This is a genomic window from Micromonospora globbae, from assembly GCF_003610785.1.
Lineage (GTDB): Bacteria > Actinomycetota > Actinomycetes > Mycobacteriales > Micromonosporaceae > Micromonospora > Micromonospora globbae.
The window spans coordinates 1-16979 of record NZ_RAQQ01000045.1; the positions used below are offsets into that span (position 1 = coordinate 1).

The following is a 16979-nucleotide window of genomic DNA, read 5'->3' on the forward strand; positions in this document are numbered from 1 at the left end:
GCCGCGCCGCCCACACATTGACCGATGCTGCTTCCGGCATTGCCAATCTGCACAACATCGCTTTGACCTGGTGACCGAGAAGCCCGGCGCAGGCAACCACTCCATCCAGTTACGAGACAGCCCTTAGATTCCTGCTGTGTTGGCCTACCGAAGCTGTGATGCCACGGGCAGTAGCCGCTGACAGTGATCAGGATCACATTGTCGACGGCGAACTCAACTACGGGGCATCCCTTGCAGCGGGTCGGCCCAGGTCGGTTAGGTGTTTTAATGGGCTTTCATCGATCTTCCTTCGTCTCCTCTCCATCGGCAGCCCGACTGGTTGCTGCTTGACCTGCCTCCAGCCCGTACGGGACAGCCAGTCCGCCGCACCGGACTCCGTCCACATGGGCGAAGAGCCGGCTCAACGTTAGCGGGGGCCAGAGCTCAGCAGCGCGGTGTGGCGGCGCAGAGTCGCTGCGCGGCGCGAACGGTGAGGTCCCGGGCTCGTTGCGGATCGTCGTCGAGCTGCGTCAGCACGGCCACCAAGTCACCGACCCGCACGTACCCACTCAGGTACGCGGAACGCTCCACCATCTCCCCGCTCCCCGCACGTCGCACACTGATTGAGTGCCGCACGATCAGCGATCCCGCCCCGATGAAGTCTGCGTCGAGCGCGCTCCACTCGTGTGTCGCCTCAGCCTGGGCCACGACGCCGCCCTGGGTGATCGGTCCAGCAGAGACGTACCTCGCGCAGGTGGTGACCACCAGGCGCACGTCGTCGAGGACCTTGGCAGCGGTTGCTTCGTCTGTAAGCCGAACCACCGACTCCTGCACCTCCGGATCGATCTGTTCTGGGCGCCCACGGGTGGTCGCTGGCCGTTGCACGGTGTGTTCTCTGTAGTACCGGGAGGACCGAGGCGGCAGGTTCAAGGCCTGGTACGCCGGACACATCGCCTGGACCGGCAGTAGCACGGACTTGACCGCCATGGCATTCGCGTAATAGCCAGTTCCGTCCTCCAGTACGTTCACGCGTTCGATCACAAGACCGGGGCCCACGTCCTCGGGCTGCAGCAGCGCCTCCGGCGGGATCGCCACGGCCGGCGCGACCGAGGGCGACGCGGAAGGCACGACTGACGGGGGCGACACCTGTGGCGCGACGGACGACGTGGCACCGCCTGACGTGGAAGGGGCCATCGAGCCGAGGGCGGCCATGGCCGTCACCGCGAATCCGACGGCGGTGACTGCAGCGATCAACGTGTGACGGGTCTGTCGTCGTGCACGTGCCCGCACCTGAGCCGCATCCGGCAAACGAACGCTGGCCAGGTCGGCGTCGAGGATCGCGACCAGTCGCTCGGCGATTGGCTCAGGACGCTCAGACATCGGCAACCTCCAGTTCGCGCTCGGCGAGCAGGCCGGCCAGCGCCGACCGGCCACGCGAAAGTCGGGCTTTCACGGTTCCAAGCGGAACGTCAAGTTCCCGGGCTACTTCGGCGACCGGCATGCCCATCAGGTAGTAGAGGGCGATAGTGACCCGTTGGTCCTCTGGCAGCTGGCGTAGCGCCGTGACCACCTCGACGGTCTCCGTGCCCGGCGGCGGAACCACGCCCGGCCCGCCGTGGCGCACGTGGGCCTGCAGCCGCCGGCGCAGTGAGCGCCACCGGCTGATCGCCAGTCGGGCGGCCACCACCCGCATCCACGCCTCCGGGTCGGCGTACCCGCTCACGGTCGACCAGCGCTGCCAGGCTCGCATGTACGCCTCCTGCACCGCGTCCTGCGTCTCGGCGAGATCACCGGTGAGCAGATACACGTACCGGAGTAGCCGTTGTCGCGTACTGCGGTAGAACTCGTCGAAGCCGTCGACATCCGGCACCCGCCGCCTCCCATCGTGCTCACGTTGTAGTACGCCAGCCCATGGCCGTCTGGTTGCATCCTTACGAGATCGGCTGATGGATTCCGGTGGCAAGCCGGCGAATACACGCGCGGCGCACCTGCCACGTCACTGCTCGACGCATCGGATGCCTGAACGCTCCGCGTGCGAAGTGAAACCAAGGAATCGTACACTATACCACTAATCGTGGGTCATCATCCTATTCGTCTTCCTTGGAGAGGATTCGACGGTAATTGATGGGTGCTCCTGCTCGTCGAGCATCTCCTCCTGCAGCAGAGGACCTACGGGCTTCCACGCTCACGAGAGGCGGCGGTACCGAACCCACGAGCGCAGTCGCACGGGCGTTGACGGGCGAGAGCGCCTCGACACCGTGGCGGCAGGGATTAACTCATCCCGATCCCCGGGGCCATGCACCGCGGGGAATCGGGGCTCGTGCCGTCATGCCGTCATGACCGGCGTCATGACGGCATGACGGAGAGAAGGCGCAGACGGGCTCGGCACCGTCGCCGCTTGGGTCGGTGGCTCGGTGAGCTGCGGTTGTGAGGTCGTGTGAGGCCGTGTGAGGTCCCGTCAGCTGCCGAAGCCCCGCCGCGGCCTCTTGGCGGCCCTACCGTCGGTTCACTGCAAGCGCTCCGAGGCCCGAGGAGGCCTGCTGCCGCTGGTGGTGTCGATGTGAACGCCCGGTGGGAGGGACGATGAGAATCGTAACCGCGTCGGTCGCCGGCGGCACGGCGGTCATTGTGCTGCTCGTCGCGGTACCGGCGGTGCTCGTCCGCATGGCCAGCTGGCCGAGCCCGGGGGTGTCGTGGACGGCCGTGCTGCGCGGCTGGGTCCAGGAACCGCTGAGCGCCGGTTTCCTTGCCGGGCTCGCCTACATCGCGGCGTGGTTGTTGTGGGGGTTGGTCGCCGCCGCGGTCACCGTCCGCGTGTACGCGCGGGCTGCTCGGGTGCTGCGGTGGCTGCCGACCGTGCGGGTACCCGGGCCGTTGCAGGGTCTGACGGCGGCCGTGCTGGGCGCGACCGCCGTGAGCACGGCGGCCGGGGCGGCACCCGCTCAGGCTGGCGCCCTCACCGGCATCGCCGTCGAGGAGACGCACCGCCCGGGCCTTTCAGGCCCGGGCGCCACCGCCGGAGGCGACCTCGCTGCCGCGCGGGCCGTTTCCTTCCGCCACGATGCCGACGCCGAAAGGACGACCTACACGGTGCGCCGCGGCGATACCTTGTCCAGCATCGCGCAGGGATGCCTCGGAGACGCGGACCGCTGGCCGGAGATCTTCGCGCTCAACCGCGGCGCCCGCTTCCCCGACGTCGGCGGCGTCCTGCGCGACCCGGACCTCATCTACCCGGGCTGGAAGCTTCACCTGCCCACCGCCGCGGCACCCGCCGGAGGCTCCCGCCCTGCAGCTCCCGCACGACCGCCGGCCCAACCTGAAGCGGCCACACCCGAGATCGGCGCTGCCCCGGGCGACAGAGTATCCGCCAGCGCCGCGTCGCACGCTCCCGCCGGCGGTGCCGCGACGGCGAGCCCGACGCCCACCGGCGCCGGCCCTGCCGGTGATGCCACCACCCCCACTCCCGGCGCGGGTGACACAAGCCGCCCGCGGCGATCGGGTGACGGCGTCTGGCTCCCCGGTGGCTGGGTTGATGGCGGGTTGGCTGTGGCGATCACGACTGCGGTCGTTCTGGTCTGGGCGCACCGGCAACGCCGCTACCGCACCCGCCCGCCGTCCGATCGATCACACACGTCCGACCCGGACCTGGCGCCCATGCCCCGCGCGATCCGCGCCATCCGACGCGGACTCCACGCCGCCGCCAGCGCATCCCACCCCGCCCGGGGCACGAATCCCCGCCGCGACCAGCGGCCCGGCGACAGCCGTCCGTCACCGGTCGACGGCAGCGGCCGGGCTGAGTTCGTCTCCGACCCGGCCAGGTGCATCGGTGGCGGTGACGCCACGGATGTCGCCGGGCCGGTGGCGCCGGCCCTCGATCACCGTCTGGCGTGGCCGTTGGCGGGACTCGGCCTGACCGGGCCGGGCGCCGACGCCGCCGCCCGCGGCTTCCTCGCCGCTGCCCTCGCCGCCGGCGGCGAGGAGCATCCCGGCGCCCGTACCCGCGTGATCGTTCCCGTCACGACCGCGGCAGCCCTGTTGGGCGCTGCCGCCAGCAGCCTGCCCCGCACCCCGAGGTTGACCGTCACCGCCGACCTCAGCGAAGCCCTGGATATTCTCGAGGAACAGACCATGCACCGGACCCGGCTGGTCTACCAGCACGAGGTCGACACCGTCGCCGACCTGCGGGCCGCCGGCATCGACGACGAAGCCCTCGCGCCGCTCATGCTGCTGGCCGACGCGGCGGGCCGCCATGAACGGGCGCGCGTCGCCGCCCTGCTCACGCAAGGCCACCGCTTGGACATACATGGTGTGCTGCTCGGCGCCTGGCCTCACGGTGACATCGCCGTCGTCGGCGACGACGGCACCGTCCGCCGCACCGACAGCAACGCCCACCACGGCTTCCATCCCGCCGATATCGGCCGACTTGCCGTGCTCAACCCCACCGACACCATCGACATCCTGGTGACCCTGGCGGAATCCCACACCGGCGAGCACCCGGAACCCACCCCCACCGGCGCCGCACCGCCGTCCCCACCTCCGGCGTCTCCAGCTCACACCGCCGCGGCGTCCGCCGCTGACGGCATCGCCGACCCGGCGCCCCTGAAACACCCAGACGGCAGCGCGGACACCGCCGCCAGCCCGCACACCGACACCGGCAGCACCACGGCCAGCCCTCACCGGCCCGGCTGCGAGGCGAACGCGCGCCCCACCAGCATCGATCGCCCCTCCGCCGACGCTGGCAACCTCCCCGGCCGGCCATCGCCCGACCCCCGGCAGGGTCCGGTCGCCACAGCCACGGCCGGCGCGGTGTCGTCGCGCGACCGGGTCGAGGTGACGGTGCTCGGCCGGCCCGCCATCATCGGCACCAACCCCCCGCGCCCGCTGCGCGCCAAGTCCATGGAACTGCTGGTCTACCTGGCCGTGTGCGGCGGCGATGCCCCCGCCGAGGCGATCCTCGACGACCTCCTACCAGACGCCCCCGCCAGCAAAGCCACCCACCGGCTGCACACCTACATCTCCGACCTGCGCGCCATGCTCCGCCACCACGCCGGCCCCGGCACCTACATCACCCGGCTCCACCACCGCTACCAACTCAACCCCGACCGGTTCGACATCGACCTGTGGCGGCTGCGCGCCGCCATACGTGCCACCACCGGCACCCGCGCCGAACGCCTCCACGCGCTCCGGCACGCCGTCGACACCTACCGGCCCCTCGCCGAGGGCTGCGACTACGAATGGCTCGAACCCCACCGCCACGGCGTGCAACGCGAAGCCCTCGACGCCGTCACCGCGCTGCTCGAGGAACTCACCGACCAACCCGACCAGCAGGCCACCGTCTGCGCCACCGCCCTGCCACACCACCCCTACAACGAACAGCTCTACCAGCAGGCGATACGCGCCCACGCCCAACTCGGCGACCTGGACGCCATCCGTGCGCTGCGCCGCACCCTGACCCAACGCCTCGCCGAAATCGACACCGAACCCAGCGACGACACCCTCGCCCTCGCCGACCGGCTCATCGCCGAGGTGCGCTCCCGCCGCGACCCGCGTCGCGTCGCCGACAGGCCGGCGCGATGAGCAGCACGCCACAACCGGCAGCCGTCCCGGTCGCGACGCCCACCGCCGAGAGCACCATGACGGGCACGCAGCTACGCAGGCTGCGGTGGGCGGTACGGGCCACCCTCACCCTCGGCGTCGCCGCGTCAGTGGCGGCGAACGTCCTGCACGCCCGGCCGAACCCCATCACCCAGCTCGTCGCCGTCTGGCCGCCCCTGGCGCTGCTGCCCACCGTCGAGCTGGTCTCCCGCGTCCTCCATGAGCTGGTGCCTGGGCGCGATCCGTGTCACCGCCGCCCTCATCGCCGTGTGTGTCCTACTGGCACTTGGTCGGTATCGCCGTATGTACAGCTCCCGGCCGCCGTGGACCTCTCACCTGGATTTCGGTCAGGGACATGTTGTCGGCGTCTGCGCGGCGACTCAGGAATATGCCTGACAGGAGTCTGCCGACAGCCGTCGGACCAAACAAGACAAGTTGCCCTCCATGCCGACTCGTCCTCGATCCGGCCATGATCCGTCGACAATCAGCGCTGTCCTTCGTGGCGATCCCGGCTCAGATGGAGACAGCCGGGCACATTGGGTCGCTACGAAGGGTGTCGCCGCCATCTACGCTGAGGTAACTTTGCGTAGGGTCTACCCTTGCCCGCCTGTCGCAATCTGGGCGACATTTCGCCCAGCCCGAGCGTGCCAATATCAAGAGCCGCCGGATCATTGACGAAGGGGAATACCGACAGTAACACTGTCGCGACTACTGTACGTGAGGCGGTTGACAGTCTTTCGTCTATGCGTTGAGATCTTCCTCAACGGGGATTCAAACGGGGAGTATGGGCGTCAGGTGAACTCGCGGCGATTTCGCGCAGTCGTGGTGCCCGCAATTCATCTTTTCCGCGCGGCCCCCCATCTCGTCTACAGTAGGGAGACAGGGGAAGTGAAGTATCGCTCTATCAGCGTCCGGATGGCGATTGCCGTACTGGGCGCAATCGCCATTGCGTCGACCGGACACACCCCGGCCATGGCAAAGGATTGGAGAATTGCTGCCCAGGCTGAGATCGACGCGTACACCGACGCGCATCCGACGGACTACACGGGAATCGACAAGCTCCTGACGAAGTACGGCCTTCCCCCCATGCAGGTCCGCATCAACGGCATCGACCGGGACCTGACCTCCGCTGAGGCGGAGGCCGAACTGGCGGCACGGGAGGCGGCCAAGCCTCAGGCCACCTCGGCAGGGACGCTCGCAGCGGTCCCGACCGACGCCTTCAGCGTCGCGATGACTCTCAACTATGACCTGTACTTGAACGGGTGGTGACCGGGTCGTGGAACTTCCGCGACAACTACGTCAACGGCAGCAACCCCGACGATGTTGCGACCGTTCAGTCGAACCTCGGGGGCGGCTGCTTCCGGACTGGATCGCTGGTAAGGAAGGCGGCCGACTACGCCGGCGTCGACTACACCGGCCAGACCTACGTCGATGACGGCGGAGTCAACGGAAGCCCGATCTTCGGCATCCGTGACCGCACGAGCGGGTTCAAACTGCTGACTGACAACGGATACTTCAAGGTCACCTACAACAAGACGGGCGCCAGTAACTGCGGTTCGGCGAAGCTCGGTGCGCAGTTCCAGTTCGAGCACAATCAGGACGGCACTGCCGGCTTCAGTGCCAGCGCTGCCTGGGGCCTGTTCAGTATCAGCTACTCAGGCGCTCCTGCCAAGTTGAGAAAGTCGACCTCGGCGAGCTACCTGTAATGGCAATTTGACAAGTCTCGGGGGTCCGCGAGCTTTCGCCGGGCCCCCGAAACTTGTCTATGGGTCGATGATATGATTTCGGCATGTCCAACGCCAAGATCCGCTCCGGGTTGCTTCTTCTGCTCATCGCAGCCGCCGTCGCTCTCCTCACCATGCCCGTGCATCGACTGTGGGGAATTATCATGCTATTCGTCGTAGCAACGGCGGCGGGGTGCGTCTGTCTTGCTGTCGGCCTGTCGGAAGACCGTAAAACTGTCGCAACCGATTCCGTTAAGGCCCGCGAAGAATCGACACAGGCGTAGCTATCCTTCACTTATAGTGTGTGCACACCTTCGCCGATCTGGCGGCTAATGGTGCCGATATCGTCTTAGCGCGTCGCGGAATGGTAGCGGCCGTCGGTGACGTGCAGCGTGTCGACGATGGTGATGCCCGCGGCGTGTAGGGGTGGGGTGATCGCGTCGATGACCGGGGTGACGGTGGTGGCGGGTCCGTAGCCGATGAGGATGGCGGTGGTGGCGTCGACGTTGCGCAGCAGGGCGAGGTGCTGCCGCGCCGCCCGGGGCGCCCAGTCGGGGATGGTGGCGGGTGCGGGGAGGTCGGTTCGGGCGGCCACGGTGATGCGGTGGCCGGTGATTCCGATGGTGACGAGGCTGTCGGCGGGGTGGAAGCCGAGCAGGTAGGGCACGGCGGCGAGCAGGTCGCTGATCGAGGTTACCGGCAGCCGGGCCGGCTGGTTGTGCGTCATGGATGGCTCCTTCGTCGTAGGTGGCTCCGCGAACGCCGGGTGTGGCGTGCGGGGTTGGCGGTCGGGGCCGGCGGCAGGTCACGCGTCCGCCGCCGGTGGATGGGTCAGGTCGACGGGGTCGCTTGGTGGGGGTGGTGGCCGAGGCCGAGGCGGGCGCCGATGGCGGGGCCTTGGTGGACGGCGGCGATTGCGGCGGGCAGGTGGCGGCGTTGCCAGCCGTGCAGGGCCGCGGCCAGGTCGGCGCCCCAGCGGTGGTGTTGGGTGAGGGCGGCCACGAGGCCGGCGGCCTGTTCGATGCCGTTGTTCGCGCCGCGGGCGGTGTGCGGGCGTACGGGGGCGAGGGCGTCGCCGAGGAGCACCGCCCAGCCGCGCCCGGCGGGCCAGGCCATGCGGGTGGGTGGGTCGATGTCCATCACTGGCACGGCCATCCGCGCGGTGGTGGCGTGCACGATCGCGGCGTGGGCGGCGGGGAGCAGCCGTGCGGCGTGTGCGTCGACGTGTGCGCGGGCCGCTGGCCCGACGTGATGGGGCAGGGCGAAGGTCCGTCGTTCGGGTGGCGCCCCGAAGTGCTGGGCGTAGGCGGTGGGGCTGCAGGTGAGGTAGAGCGTCCAGTCCAGCCCGCCGGGGACCGGGGCGACGTTGTACTGGCAGCCGGGTCCTGGCTCGAGGCGGAGGAAGTCCCGCAGCGGCTGGTTGGGGGTGGGGGCGTGGCCGCGGTGGGCGACGTAGCCGGCGTACCGCAGCCGCCGCGCGGGGTCGAGCAGGCGGCGCCCGGTGGAGGTGCGGCCGTCGGCGAAGACCACCAGGTCTGCGACTTCGCGGGAGCCGTCGCCGAAGGTGAGGACGGGTTGTGTGTGGTGGACGCCGAGCGCGGCGACCCGGCGGCCGGTGCGCAGCACCCCGGCGGGCAGGCGGGTGGCCAGGGCGGCGTGTAGCAGCGTCCAGGTGGTGTTGCGGCCTGGGTAGGCCTGCCGGAGGGTGTGGATGGGCTGGCGGGCGCGGACGGTGACTCGGCGGACGGTCTCGGAGTCGTGGGCGACGAACTCGCTTTGGTCGATGCCGAGGCGGTCGAGGATGTCGAGGGCGGGGTGTTCCAGGCCGATCAGCCCGCCGCCGCGCGGCGCGGCGTCGGGGGCGGCTTCGTAGATGGTGACCTGGGTGAAGCCGGCGTGCAGGAGCAGCAGCGCGGCGGCGCAGCCGGTGAGGGATCCGCCGACGACGGCGATGCGCGGTTGCGGCTTCTGCGCCGACCGGCCGGCGGGGCGCGGCGGCGGGGCGTCGGCTGGGCGGATGGGCGGTGGCAGTGCCATGAGGTTCCCTTTCGAGCGTTGGGCAACCCCGGGCACGGCCGGTCGGCCGTGCCCGGGGTTGCGCGGGTGTGCGCGGGTGGCCGGGCAACGGCCTGGTTCGTGCGATGCGAGAACGCGAGGTCAGCGGCGGGGTGGAGGCAGCACCAGCAGCGGGAGCGGCCAGCGATCGTGGCGGCTGTTGGTGTCGGTCGTGCCTGGCAGCCGGCCTCGGCGCCGTGCTGGGTGGAGAGGGTTGTCAGGCGTGTTCGAGCGCGGTGACGGCGGCGTCGGCGATCGCGTCGACGGCCTGCACCGGGTCGGCGACCATCAGGGTGGTGGTGTCGGTGAAGGTGTGCCCGGCCAGGTCGGCGGGGCGCAGCCACAGCACCGCGCACCCGCCCTGGTGCAGGGTCGTGATCAGCCGCTGTACCGGTGCGGCGTCGGGCAGGTCGCCGTCGGAGACGACGGCGAGCATCCGCAACCTGCCGGGTTGACGCAGCTGCAGCAGCTGGTCGGCGAGTTTCACCGCGTCGATGAACGCGGTGGTGCCCCCGGCAGCTCTCATGTCGAGGACGTGGGCGGGCCGCTGCCGTGGTGGCACGAGCAGGGTTGCGCGGCTGCCGAACCCGATCATGGTGGTGGTGGCCTGGTTGGTGGCGGCGGCGTGGGCGAGGATCCACCCGGCTGAGGACATCGGCGCCGCGTAGGAGCGCATGGATGCGGAGGTGTCGACGAGGACGGCCAGGTGCAGGTGCGGTTTCGGCGGCGGGATCTGGGCGCGGCGCTGCCACGGTGTGGCGGTGGGCATGCTGCCGGCGGCGATCTGCGCTTTGGCAGTGATGGCGTGTCGGGTGCGTAGCCGTCCGGGTGGGATCGGGCTGGGCCGGGTGTCGGGTTCCGGTGAGTGGGTACGGGCGCGGCGCAACCGTGCTGCCAGGGTGCGGGCGGCGGCGCGTTCGGCGTCGGTGGGGTCGCGGCGCGTCCACGACGCGGGTGCCCCGTGCCGGGCGTGGATCTGCTTCGCGGTGTACTCGGCGTGGGTCAGGCCGAGGGTGTGGGCGAGGTAGTCGGCGAGGGCTTGGGCGAGCTTGCCGGCGAACTCGCCGGGGTGGGGTCGCGGGGGCTGCGGCTGTTGGTGGGGGTCGATGTCGAGGATGCGGCACCACCGCCACGCCAGGTCGATCATTCCGGTGGCGTCGGTGTCGCCGAGGGTGTGGGCCTGGCGCCATATGTCGCGCAGCTGCCGCAGTTTCTTGCGGCCCAACACGGCGGTGACGGCGGCCCGTACCCCGCGGATGTCTTTGGCGGTGATGATGCGGGCGTCCACGCGGGCGAGGAGCAGTCCGGCGAGGTGGGCGGCGTGCCACGGGTCGTCCACCGGTGCGTCGGCGGGGTCGAGCAGGGTGGTGACGGTGTGGCGCAGCCACCGGCGGTCGGCGCGCCGCCTGCCGCGGTGCCGGTTCTCGGCGCGGGACTCCTCGAGGAGGTCGGCGACGGCGGCGACGACTGGCGGGGTGCCCGCGGGTGTTGTCCACAGGCTGTGGGTGGCGTGTGCGGCTTCGTGCACGAGCAGCCCGTAGGCGGTCGGCACGATCCGTTTGTGGCCGGCGCGGCGGGGGTCGGTGATGTCGGGGGCGCCGATGTGGGTGGCGTCGACTTCGATGCGGCGGGCGTCGGGGTAGAAGCAGGCGGGGGCGCCGCCGCCCGCGCCGGGGGCGACGGTGACGGTCAGGTCGGTGCGGCCGGTCAGGACCGGGATGTGCCGGGTCCAGGCGTCGCTCCAGGCTTGCCAGTCCGAGACGCTGGCAGCCGCGATGCCGGAGCCGGCGGCCCGGTGGGTGGAGGGATGAGACATCAACGGGTCCTTCCAGTTGATCAGTGTTGTTTGCCGAGGGTCAGTGGGGTGATGTCCGTGCCGAACCGCGTGCGGAGGGCGGCGAGGACGTGCTCGCGGTCCTCGGCCGGGGCGCGGCCGACGAGGTTCGCCACTGCGGCCGCCGGGCCGAGGGTTTTGCTGACGCGGGTGTAGCCGAGCAGCTCGCGTAGTTGCGGCGCCCAGCCGATGCGCCCGGCTGCGAGGTCGGCGTTCAGGGTGATGGCGGCCTCGACGGCGGGTCGGGGGACGCCGAGGTGGCGGGCGAGGTCCCAGTCGGTGGTGACCTCGATGTGCACGTCGAACCGGGAGGCGAGCGCCTCGGTCAGGATGGCGCCGTGGACGCCGGGGTTGTGGCCGGCGATCACGTAGAACCCGTCGGCGGCTTCGACGCGTTCGTTGCGGTAGCCGGGGATGGTGATCACGCGGCGGCCGTCCATCGCCGGGTACAGCACGGCCAGGACCTTCGGGGGGATGAGGGTGGCGTCGTCGACCAGCAGCGCCCGCCCTTCGCGCATCGCGACGACGAGGGGGCCGTAGACGAACTCGAACCCGCCATCCGGGAGGGGGATGAAGTTGCCGAGGAAGTCCTCCACCACCGTGTCGCCGGTGCCGGCGACGGTGAGCAGGTCCGGGAACGCGGCCTCCACCAGGGCGGTTTTGCCGGTGCCGGGCGGGCCGTAGAGCAGCACGGGGATGCGCTTGTCGCGGAGCCGGCGCAGCACGTCCACGTCCGTGGCGCCGGCGAGCTTGCGGGGGAAGTACAGGTCACCGTTCGGGCGGGTGACGGGCTGCCGCCGCCCAGCTGTGCGGCCGCTGCGGGGTGTGCGCGGGGCGGGCGGCGGCATGGTGCCGGCGGCGTCGATCCCGGCCTGGGTGATCTGGAACCGGTGCGGGCCGGTCTGGTGGGTGGCGTAGCCGGCGGCGGCCATCTTCTTCAAGGCCTCGAACACCGCCCCGGTCGAGGGGGCGGAGAGGGCCTTGGTGATCTCCCCGACCGTGAGCATCTGGTCCGGGTGAGCAGCCAGGTGCGCGGCGACCTTGTGGTACAGGTAGCCGGGACGCCTGCCACCCGTTGTGGATGGGGTGGTGGCGGGGGTTGTGGGATCCATACGGGTCCTCCCATCAGGGGTAGGGCCCGCGCAGCCGTCTCCGGGCTGCGCGGGCAGAAGCAACATCCGCGCAGCGGAGACAGGAATCAGAGGGGCAGCCGGAGCAGGCTCATGCAGGACGGCTCGACACCATCCGTGCGAGGTGTTTCTGACACTTGATCGGGCACCATTCGGGCGACTTTCCCGGCGCCATCTGCTGCGACTGCCGAGATGGCCTGCCGGCCGTCGAACACGAGGATCTCGTTGGCGTGCAGGCTGACGCGGACCTCGCCGTCGATGAACCGGGGCGGGCGCCGAGTAGTAGCAGTGCCGGATTACGTGCCGGCGTTGGGGTGAACCAGCGGCGTGAGGGTGGTGCCGAGTTCGAAGTCGGCGGCAGGCGTCGGGTGCAGCAGCGGCGCCTCGGCCAAGTTGATCCTGACGCTCGCTGAAGCGCCGTGTACGTGTCGGCCATCCTGGGCGGCGTCGATTCCCGCGAGGCGCTCATCGAACTCGGCGAGGGAGCCGACGCGTGGGGACGGGACCAGTTGGTTGCGCTGGAAGCGGCTGCCTTCCTGCTCCACCCTGCGCTTCTGGGCGGATCTCAACAGTTGGAGTAGATCCGGCGAAGCCGGCATGCCGTGTGTCGAGACCGAGGTCGCTGCCACACGCCATCCATCGACAGGTGGCGGGGTCTGCTGATCCGAGCAGGTCAGTAGCCTCATCGGCAGCTAGTCGAGAGGCCGGGCTCTAGTTTCTGGCCAGGACGGGACTTGGCCTGCCGCCCTGGGACAGGGGCGGCAGGCCAGATGTTCGGTCGACGGGCGGCGGTCAGGAGCTCTTCGGGAGTTCCTCGGGCCACCGCTGGTGGGCGACGCTGTCCTGCCATTGCGCCACCGCGTCCGATCCCCCAGCACGGGCCGCGGCCCGGTCGACGACCGGGAAGTCCGCCCCGCCCACCAGCTGGTGCGTCCCGCGCCCCTGTTCCGTCTTCGCCGCCAGCACATAGGTAGTGCCGGGCCGCAGGAGGGGCTCGCCCTCCACCTGCCAGGTGTCCTTGCCGAGGGTTCCTCCCAGCTGAACCAGGCGCAGTGTCTTGACCGGCTGGCCCTTGAGGGTCTTGTCCACGCTCACGTCGAAGACGGTGTATGGCGTGCCGTCGCGCTCCTGTACCTCGACGACGCGGTCCACCGTAGCGACGACGACGTAGTCGGCGAACCCGGCGACCTTCGTCTCGTCGGTGACATCGAACGCGTAGGACGCGTGCACCGAGTGCGTTTCGCCCGGGCGTAGCGAGTCGTAGGCCAACCACCCGCCAGAGGCCACCGCGACGGCGGCGGCGCCTGCGACCAGCGGTCGAACAAGGCGGCGGTTCATGCTCAGTACCCCCATACGTTGTGATACGAGTTGATGTCCCACGACTGCAGGTTGTTGTTCATGTTCGGGTTGTAACAGGCTGGGCACGGGTCCATCACCGCGATCTCCGGCCCGTGGCCGAGCTTGAGGGAGTGCCCGAACTCGTGGGTCACGACGGCGTGCTTCTGGGACTCGTTGTAGCCGTCCATCCAGTGCGTGTTCAGTTTGATGTCGTCCGCGCCGGCGCTGCAGTCGAACCAGCCCGCCCGACTGTCGCTCGACGAGGTGTAGTCGGACACGTCGACGTCGGCGTAGGTCGTAGCCGTATCAGCTTTGACGTTGATCGGGTTCAGCGAGTTCCACTGATTCACCGCGTGCGACAACGAGTTGTTGTACTTGGTGAAGTCGTCGTAGACCAGCTCCCCGCCATCGACGGATGTGCAGTGGTCCAACGGCCCCACATCGGCCGATGCCGCTGATGCGAAACCCCCCGTGGCAACCAGCGTCGAAGCCACCACAAGGGCGGCCAACCGCGCCGATCGAAGCCTGTTCCCTGACATCCATCCTCCAATTGATCGATGCTTGCCGATGAATCTAGCGATCAACCAACGCCACTGCAAGAAGTAGCCCAGAAGTTACGAAGCGTTATCGCCCTGCGGACCGTCCCGGCGGCCGGCAGAGGTCGAACCTGAGCGGGTAGGAATCGCCCGCCGCCATGTACGGGCGAGAGAACTCCCTCATCGCCTGCAGCTGTGCAGAGGGAACAGGTCGATCCCATCCACGCCATCCAGCGCGAACTGTGCGTGGCGACGTTGTGTGTGCGGTGATCGATGTCGTCCGAGCCCACGGCAACCGTCATGGTTGCCATCGGGTCGATTCCTTCTTCGCAGGGGGATAACCAGCGCCGCCTTCGCCGCTCGAACAGGGCGGCGATGGTGAGTGTGGGACGGATCCTCAGGCACCGGGTGCTCCCTGTACCGGGTTCGCGGGGGCGTCGGCCGCCGGTGGCGGGTCGGGGATCTCGCCGGCGATGCGGTCGCAGGCGTAGGGGTGCACGGGCGTCCAGGCCCAGGAGCGGCCCATCACCAGGTACCGGCCGTCGCTGTCGGGGGTGATGCGGTGTACCGCTGCGGGGTCGGCGTGTACCCGGGTCTCGTCGGCGACGATGGCGTCGCCGTCGAACCACATCCGTGCGAGGGACTCGTCGACCAGGCGCTCCCGCACCTGTTCGGGGAGGCCCCGGTCGGTGAGGTCTTGCCGGTAGCGGTCGCGGGCTTCCTGCTGGTCGGCGACGATCGCCTGGGCCACCTGGCGGGTGCAGGTGAACACCGCCCACCCGTTCCAGTGGTCCACCAGGGTGCCGACGTATCCGACCGGGATGCGCATGTCGCCGGCGGCGTTCGGCGTCCACGCCCAGTCGCCGGCGAACACGCCCGGCCCGCCCAGGCGCACCTGGTCCGGGTATATGTGGCGCAGGTCCCGGTCGTCACCGTCGGGGTGCAGCACGACGCGGCATAGCCGGGCCGCCTCGGCCTCGACCGCGTCGTCGAACCTGTCGCACCACGCCCACCGCGCCTGGTCACGCTGCTGGCCCGTCAGGGCCTCCCACTTGGGGGCGTCGGGCGGGGCGTGTTCGGTGTAGCGGGTGCGGCCGGCGGCGAGGTCGTCCCCTTCCGCGGCCGGTAGCCCGTCGATGTCCCGCCCGGCGGCGGCCTCGATCTGGGTGAGGACCTCCCGCGCGGTCGCCGTCACGTCGCCGCGGGCCCGCCCGCCGATGGTGTCCTGCGCCCACCACTGCGCGGCGTTGCGGCCGGCTTCCGCCCCCGCCTCGCGGAGAGCGTCGCGCACCCGCTGCCAGCCGACCCCGGGTAGCCGACGTACGCGGTCGCCCGCGCCGAGAAGCATCGACAGCCGGGAGCCACTGTCCCAGTCAACCTCAAGGACCTGCTGATCGGGGTCGTAGCGGCGCACGGTGCCCTCGTCACCGGGCCGCAGCCGGGTGTAGGGATCGCTGGTGTGTTCAAGGGCGATCCGGTCCCCTACCTGGTACGTGTCGGCGGCCGAGTGGGGAGCCGGGCCGGGGTGGTCCGGCTGCGGTGGCGTCATGCTGTGTGAGCTGGTCATGGTCATGTCCGTTTCTTGACTGGCGTTGTGGGGTTGGGTGTGCGGCCCGGGCCCTGTCCGCGGGGCGGTGCTGTGCGGCTGGTGCGATCTGCGACGGCGATGCGGGCCCGTGGCGTCGCGGCGCGAACGGCGGCCGTGGTTGTTCGTGTCAGCGGCGCGCGGGGTGCGCGGCCTGGTCCGCGCGCAGGGCGGCGGCCAGGTCGGCCGGAATGTGGGCGTAGGGTTCGACGGCCAGAAGCACCTCGGCCGGGTCGAGAACCGTCTCGACCGGGCCGATCCGGACGGTGTCGGGTTCGTTGTCGGGGTCGGTGACCGGATCCCAGGCGAAGTCGACGACGGTCGCGAAGAAGGTGCGGTGCGGATTCCAGCCGACCTGGATGGTGTAGCGCTCGAAGCCGGGCTTGGGTGTCAGGGCGTAGACGCTCACAGGATCCCTTCACGGGGGTGTGTGGTCGAAGCCGTCCGGCAGGAGTCGCGCCGCGAGGAGTCGTGGCGTTGCGGGCGGCGGATGAGCTGGCGGGTTGCCGGGGCTTCCGGGCCTCATGCCGTGGTGTGGCGGGCGCGTTCCTCGGCCAGTTCGACGATCTTGTCGCGCCGTGGGGCGGGAAGGTCGGCGAGCAGGTGGACGTACTGCTGTTCCTGTGCGGTGACGGGCGCGGCGAAGGCCGCCTGGTAGGCCAGGCGCGCTGCCTCGTGCGCGGCCTCGATCGGACCGCTGTGGTCGTAGGCGACGACGATCTGCCGTAGCTGTTCGGCCGCGGCGACGGGGTCGCGGGACAGCGTGATGTCGAAGATGCGGAAGTCGGCCGGAAGGTCCGCCGCGCTGATCGCGGCGATCAGGCACAGGTTGGCCTGGACGTAGTAGGCGTAGGCGTCGCTGCGGGCAGGTGTTTCGCCGCGAGCCCGCACGGAGGCGCGTTCGGCGTTCCAGCGCAGCCGCGCTTCCTCGGCGTGTTTGGCGAGGGCGAGCAGCATGCTGCGAGCGGTGTCCATCGTGGTCCTCCTGTCTCTGACGGGGTCCCGGCTGGCAAGCCGAGGTGGGGTGGGATTGGGCGCTGGTGATGGGCTGTTTCGGTCGCCGTTGGCGGGAGCGTTTGTAGGTTCTCGTTGATCTTGTCGTCGGGCGGCGCTCTGACCAGGGATGTTTGGCCTGCTTCGCAGATTGATGTCGCTCCGTCTTTCGCAAGATCGTGTCGTTTTCTGGGCGTGGTGGTTTGGCCG

16 protein-coding genes are annotated in these 16979 nt (G+C 70.1%); 4 read left to right on the forward strand and 12 right to left on the reverse strand.

Annotated elements, in window-relative coordinates; all coding sequences use genetic code 11:
* Nucleotides 1-423: 423 nt before the first annotated feature.
* Nucleotides 424-1359, reverse strand: coding sequence for a hypothetical protein (locus tag D7I43_RS30995; protein ID WP_147427353.1), 936 nt, complete (start codon nucleotides 1357-1359; stop codon nucleotides 424-426).
* A complete protein-coding gene (locus tag D7I43_RS31000; RefSeq protein WP_120332120.1) occupies nucleotides 1352-1849 on the reverse strand; it encodes an RNA polymerase sigma factor in 498 nt (165 codons plus the stop codon). Before D7I43_RS31000 ends, D7I43_RS30995 begins: the two co-directional genes overlap by 8 nt.
* A gap of 713 nt (nucleotides 1850-2562) precedes the next feature.
* On the opposite strand from D7I43_RS31000, the gene D7I43_RS31005 reads away from it, so the two are divergent.
* From D7I43_RS31005 to D7I43_RS32600, 4 genes are all read left to right on the forward strand, one after another.
* Nucleotides 2563-5556, forward strand: a complete 2994-nt coding sequence (locus D7I43_RS31005; protein ID WP_120332121.1) for a LysM peptidoglycan-binding domain-containing protein — start codon at nucleotides 2563-2565, stop codon at nucleotides 5554-5556.
* Nucleotides 5557-6489: 933 nt separating this feature from the next.
* Entirely contained in the window at nucleotides 6490-6843 is a 354-nt protein-coding gene (locus D7I43_RS31015) for a hypothetical protein (RefSeq protein WP_147427354.1), read from the forward strand.
* Entirely contained in the window at nucleotides 6837-7280 is a 444-nt protein-coding gene (locus D7I43_RS31020) for a hypothetical protein (protein ID WP_120332123.1), read from the forward strand. Before D7I43_RS31015 ends, D7I43_RS31020 begins: the two co-directional genes overlap by 7 nt.
* 83 nt (nucleotides 7281-7363) lie before the next feature.
* The gene (locus tag D7I43_RS32600; protein WP_147427355.1) at nucleotides 7364-7582 is read left to right on the forward strand and encodes a hypothetical protein; all 219 of its coding nucleotides are present in this window, start codon (nucleotides 7364-7366) and stop codon (nucleotides 7580-7582) included.
* 65 nt (nucleotides 7583-7647) lie between these two features.
* Here D7I43_RS32600 and D7I43_RS31025 read toward each other — a convergent pair whose 3' ends face one another.
* The 10 genes from D7I43_RS31025 to D7I43_RS31065 all read right to left on the reverse strand — a co-directional run bounded on the left by D7I43_RS31025 (nucleotide 7648) and on the right by D7I43_RS31065 (nucleotide 16751).
* Complete coding sequence (locus tag D7I43_RS31025; RefSeq protein ID WP_120332124.1) at nucleotides 7648-8025, reverse strand: DUF4192 domain-containing protein; 378 nt, start codon at nucleotides 8023-8025, stop codon at nucleotides 7648-7650.
* A 104-nt stretch (nucleotides 8026-8129) separates the two neighbouring features.
* Nucleotides 8130-9335 (reverse strand): Rossmann-fold NAD(P)-binding domain-containing protein, encoded by a 1206-nt coding sequence (locus tag D7I43_RS31030; RefSeq protein ID WP_240033295.1) that lies wholly within the window; start codon nucleotides 9333-9335, stop codon nucleotides 8130-8132.
* Between the two features lie 235 nt (nucleotides 9336-9570).
* Nucleotides 9571-11169, reverse strand: coding sequence for a vWA domain-containing protein (locus tag D7I43_RS31035; RefSeq protein WP_120332125.1), 1599 nt, complete (start codon nucleotides 11167-11169; stop codon nucleotides 9571-9573).
* A gap of 20 nt (nucleotides 11170-11189) precedes the next feature.
* Entirely contained in the window at nucleotides 11190-12299 is a 1110-nt protein-coding gene (locus D7I43_RS31040; RefSeq protein WP_120332126.1) for an AAA family ATPase, read from the reverse strand.
* Nucleotides 12300-12613: 314 nt separating this feature from the next.
* A complete protein-coding gene (locus tag D7I43_RS32605; protein ID WP_147427356.1) occupies nucleotides 12614-12862 on the reverse strand; it encodes a hypothetical protein in 249 nt (82 codons plus the stop codon).
* Between the two features lie 247 nt (nucleotides 12863-13109).
* Nucleotides 13110-13655 carry a hypothetical protein gene (locus tag D7I43_RS31045; RefSeq protein ID WP_240033296.1) on the reverse strand — a complete coding sequence of 182 codons (546 nt, stop codon included), beginning with the start codon at nucleotides 13653-13655 and terminating at the stop codon, nucleotides 13110-13112.
* 2 nt (nucleotides 13656-13657) lie between these two features.
* Nucleotides 13658-14164: a zinc metalloprotease gene (locus D7I43_RS33145; RefSeq protein ID WP_240033297.1), complete on the reverse strand. Its 507-nt coding sequence runs from the start codon at nucleotides 14162-14164 to the stop codon at nucleotides 13658-13660.
* 424 nt (nucleotides 14165-14588) lie between these two features.
* A complete protein-coding gene (locus D7I43_RS31055) occupies nucleotides 14589-15758 on the reverse strand; it encodes a DUF4314 domain-containing protein (RefSeq protein WP_240033298.1) in 1170 nt (389 codons plus the stop codon).
* 148 nt (nucleotides 15759-15906) lie between these two features.
* On the reverse strand, nucleotides 15907-16185 hold the full coding sequence (locus tag D7I43_RS31060) for a hypothetical protein (RefSeq protein WP_120332129.1): 279 nt from the start codon (nucleotides 16183-16185) through the stop codon (nucleotides 15907-15909).
* 113 nt (nucleotides 16186-16298) lie between these two features.
* Nucleotides 16299-16751, reverse strand: coding sequence for a hypothetical protein (locus D7I43_RS31065; protein ID WP_120332130.1), 453 nt, complete (start codon nucleotides 16749-16751; stop codon nucleotides 16299-16301).
* Nucleotides 16752-16979: the final 228 nt, after the last annotated feature.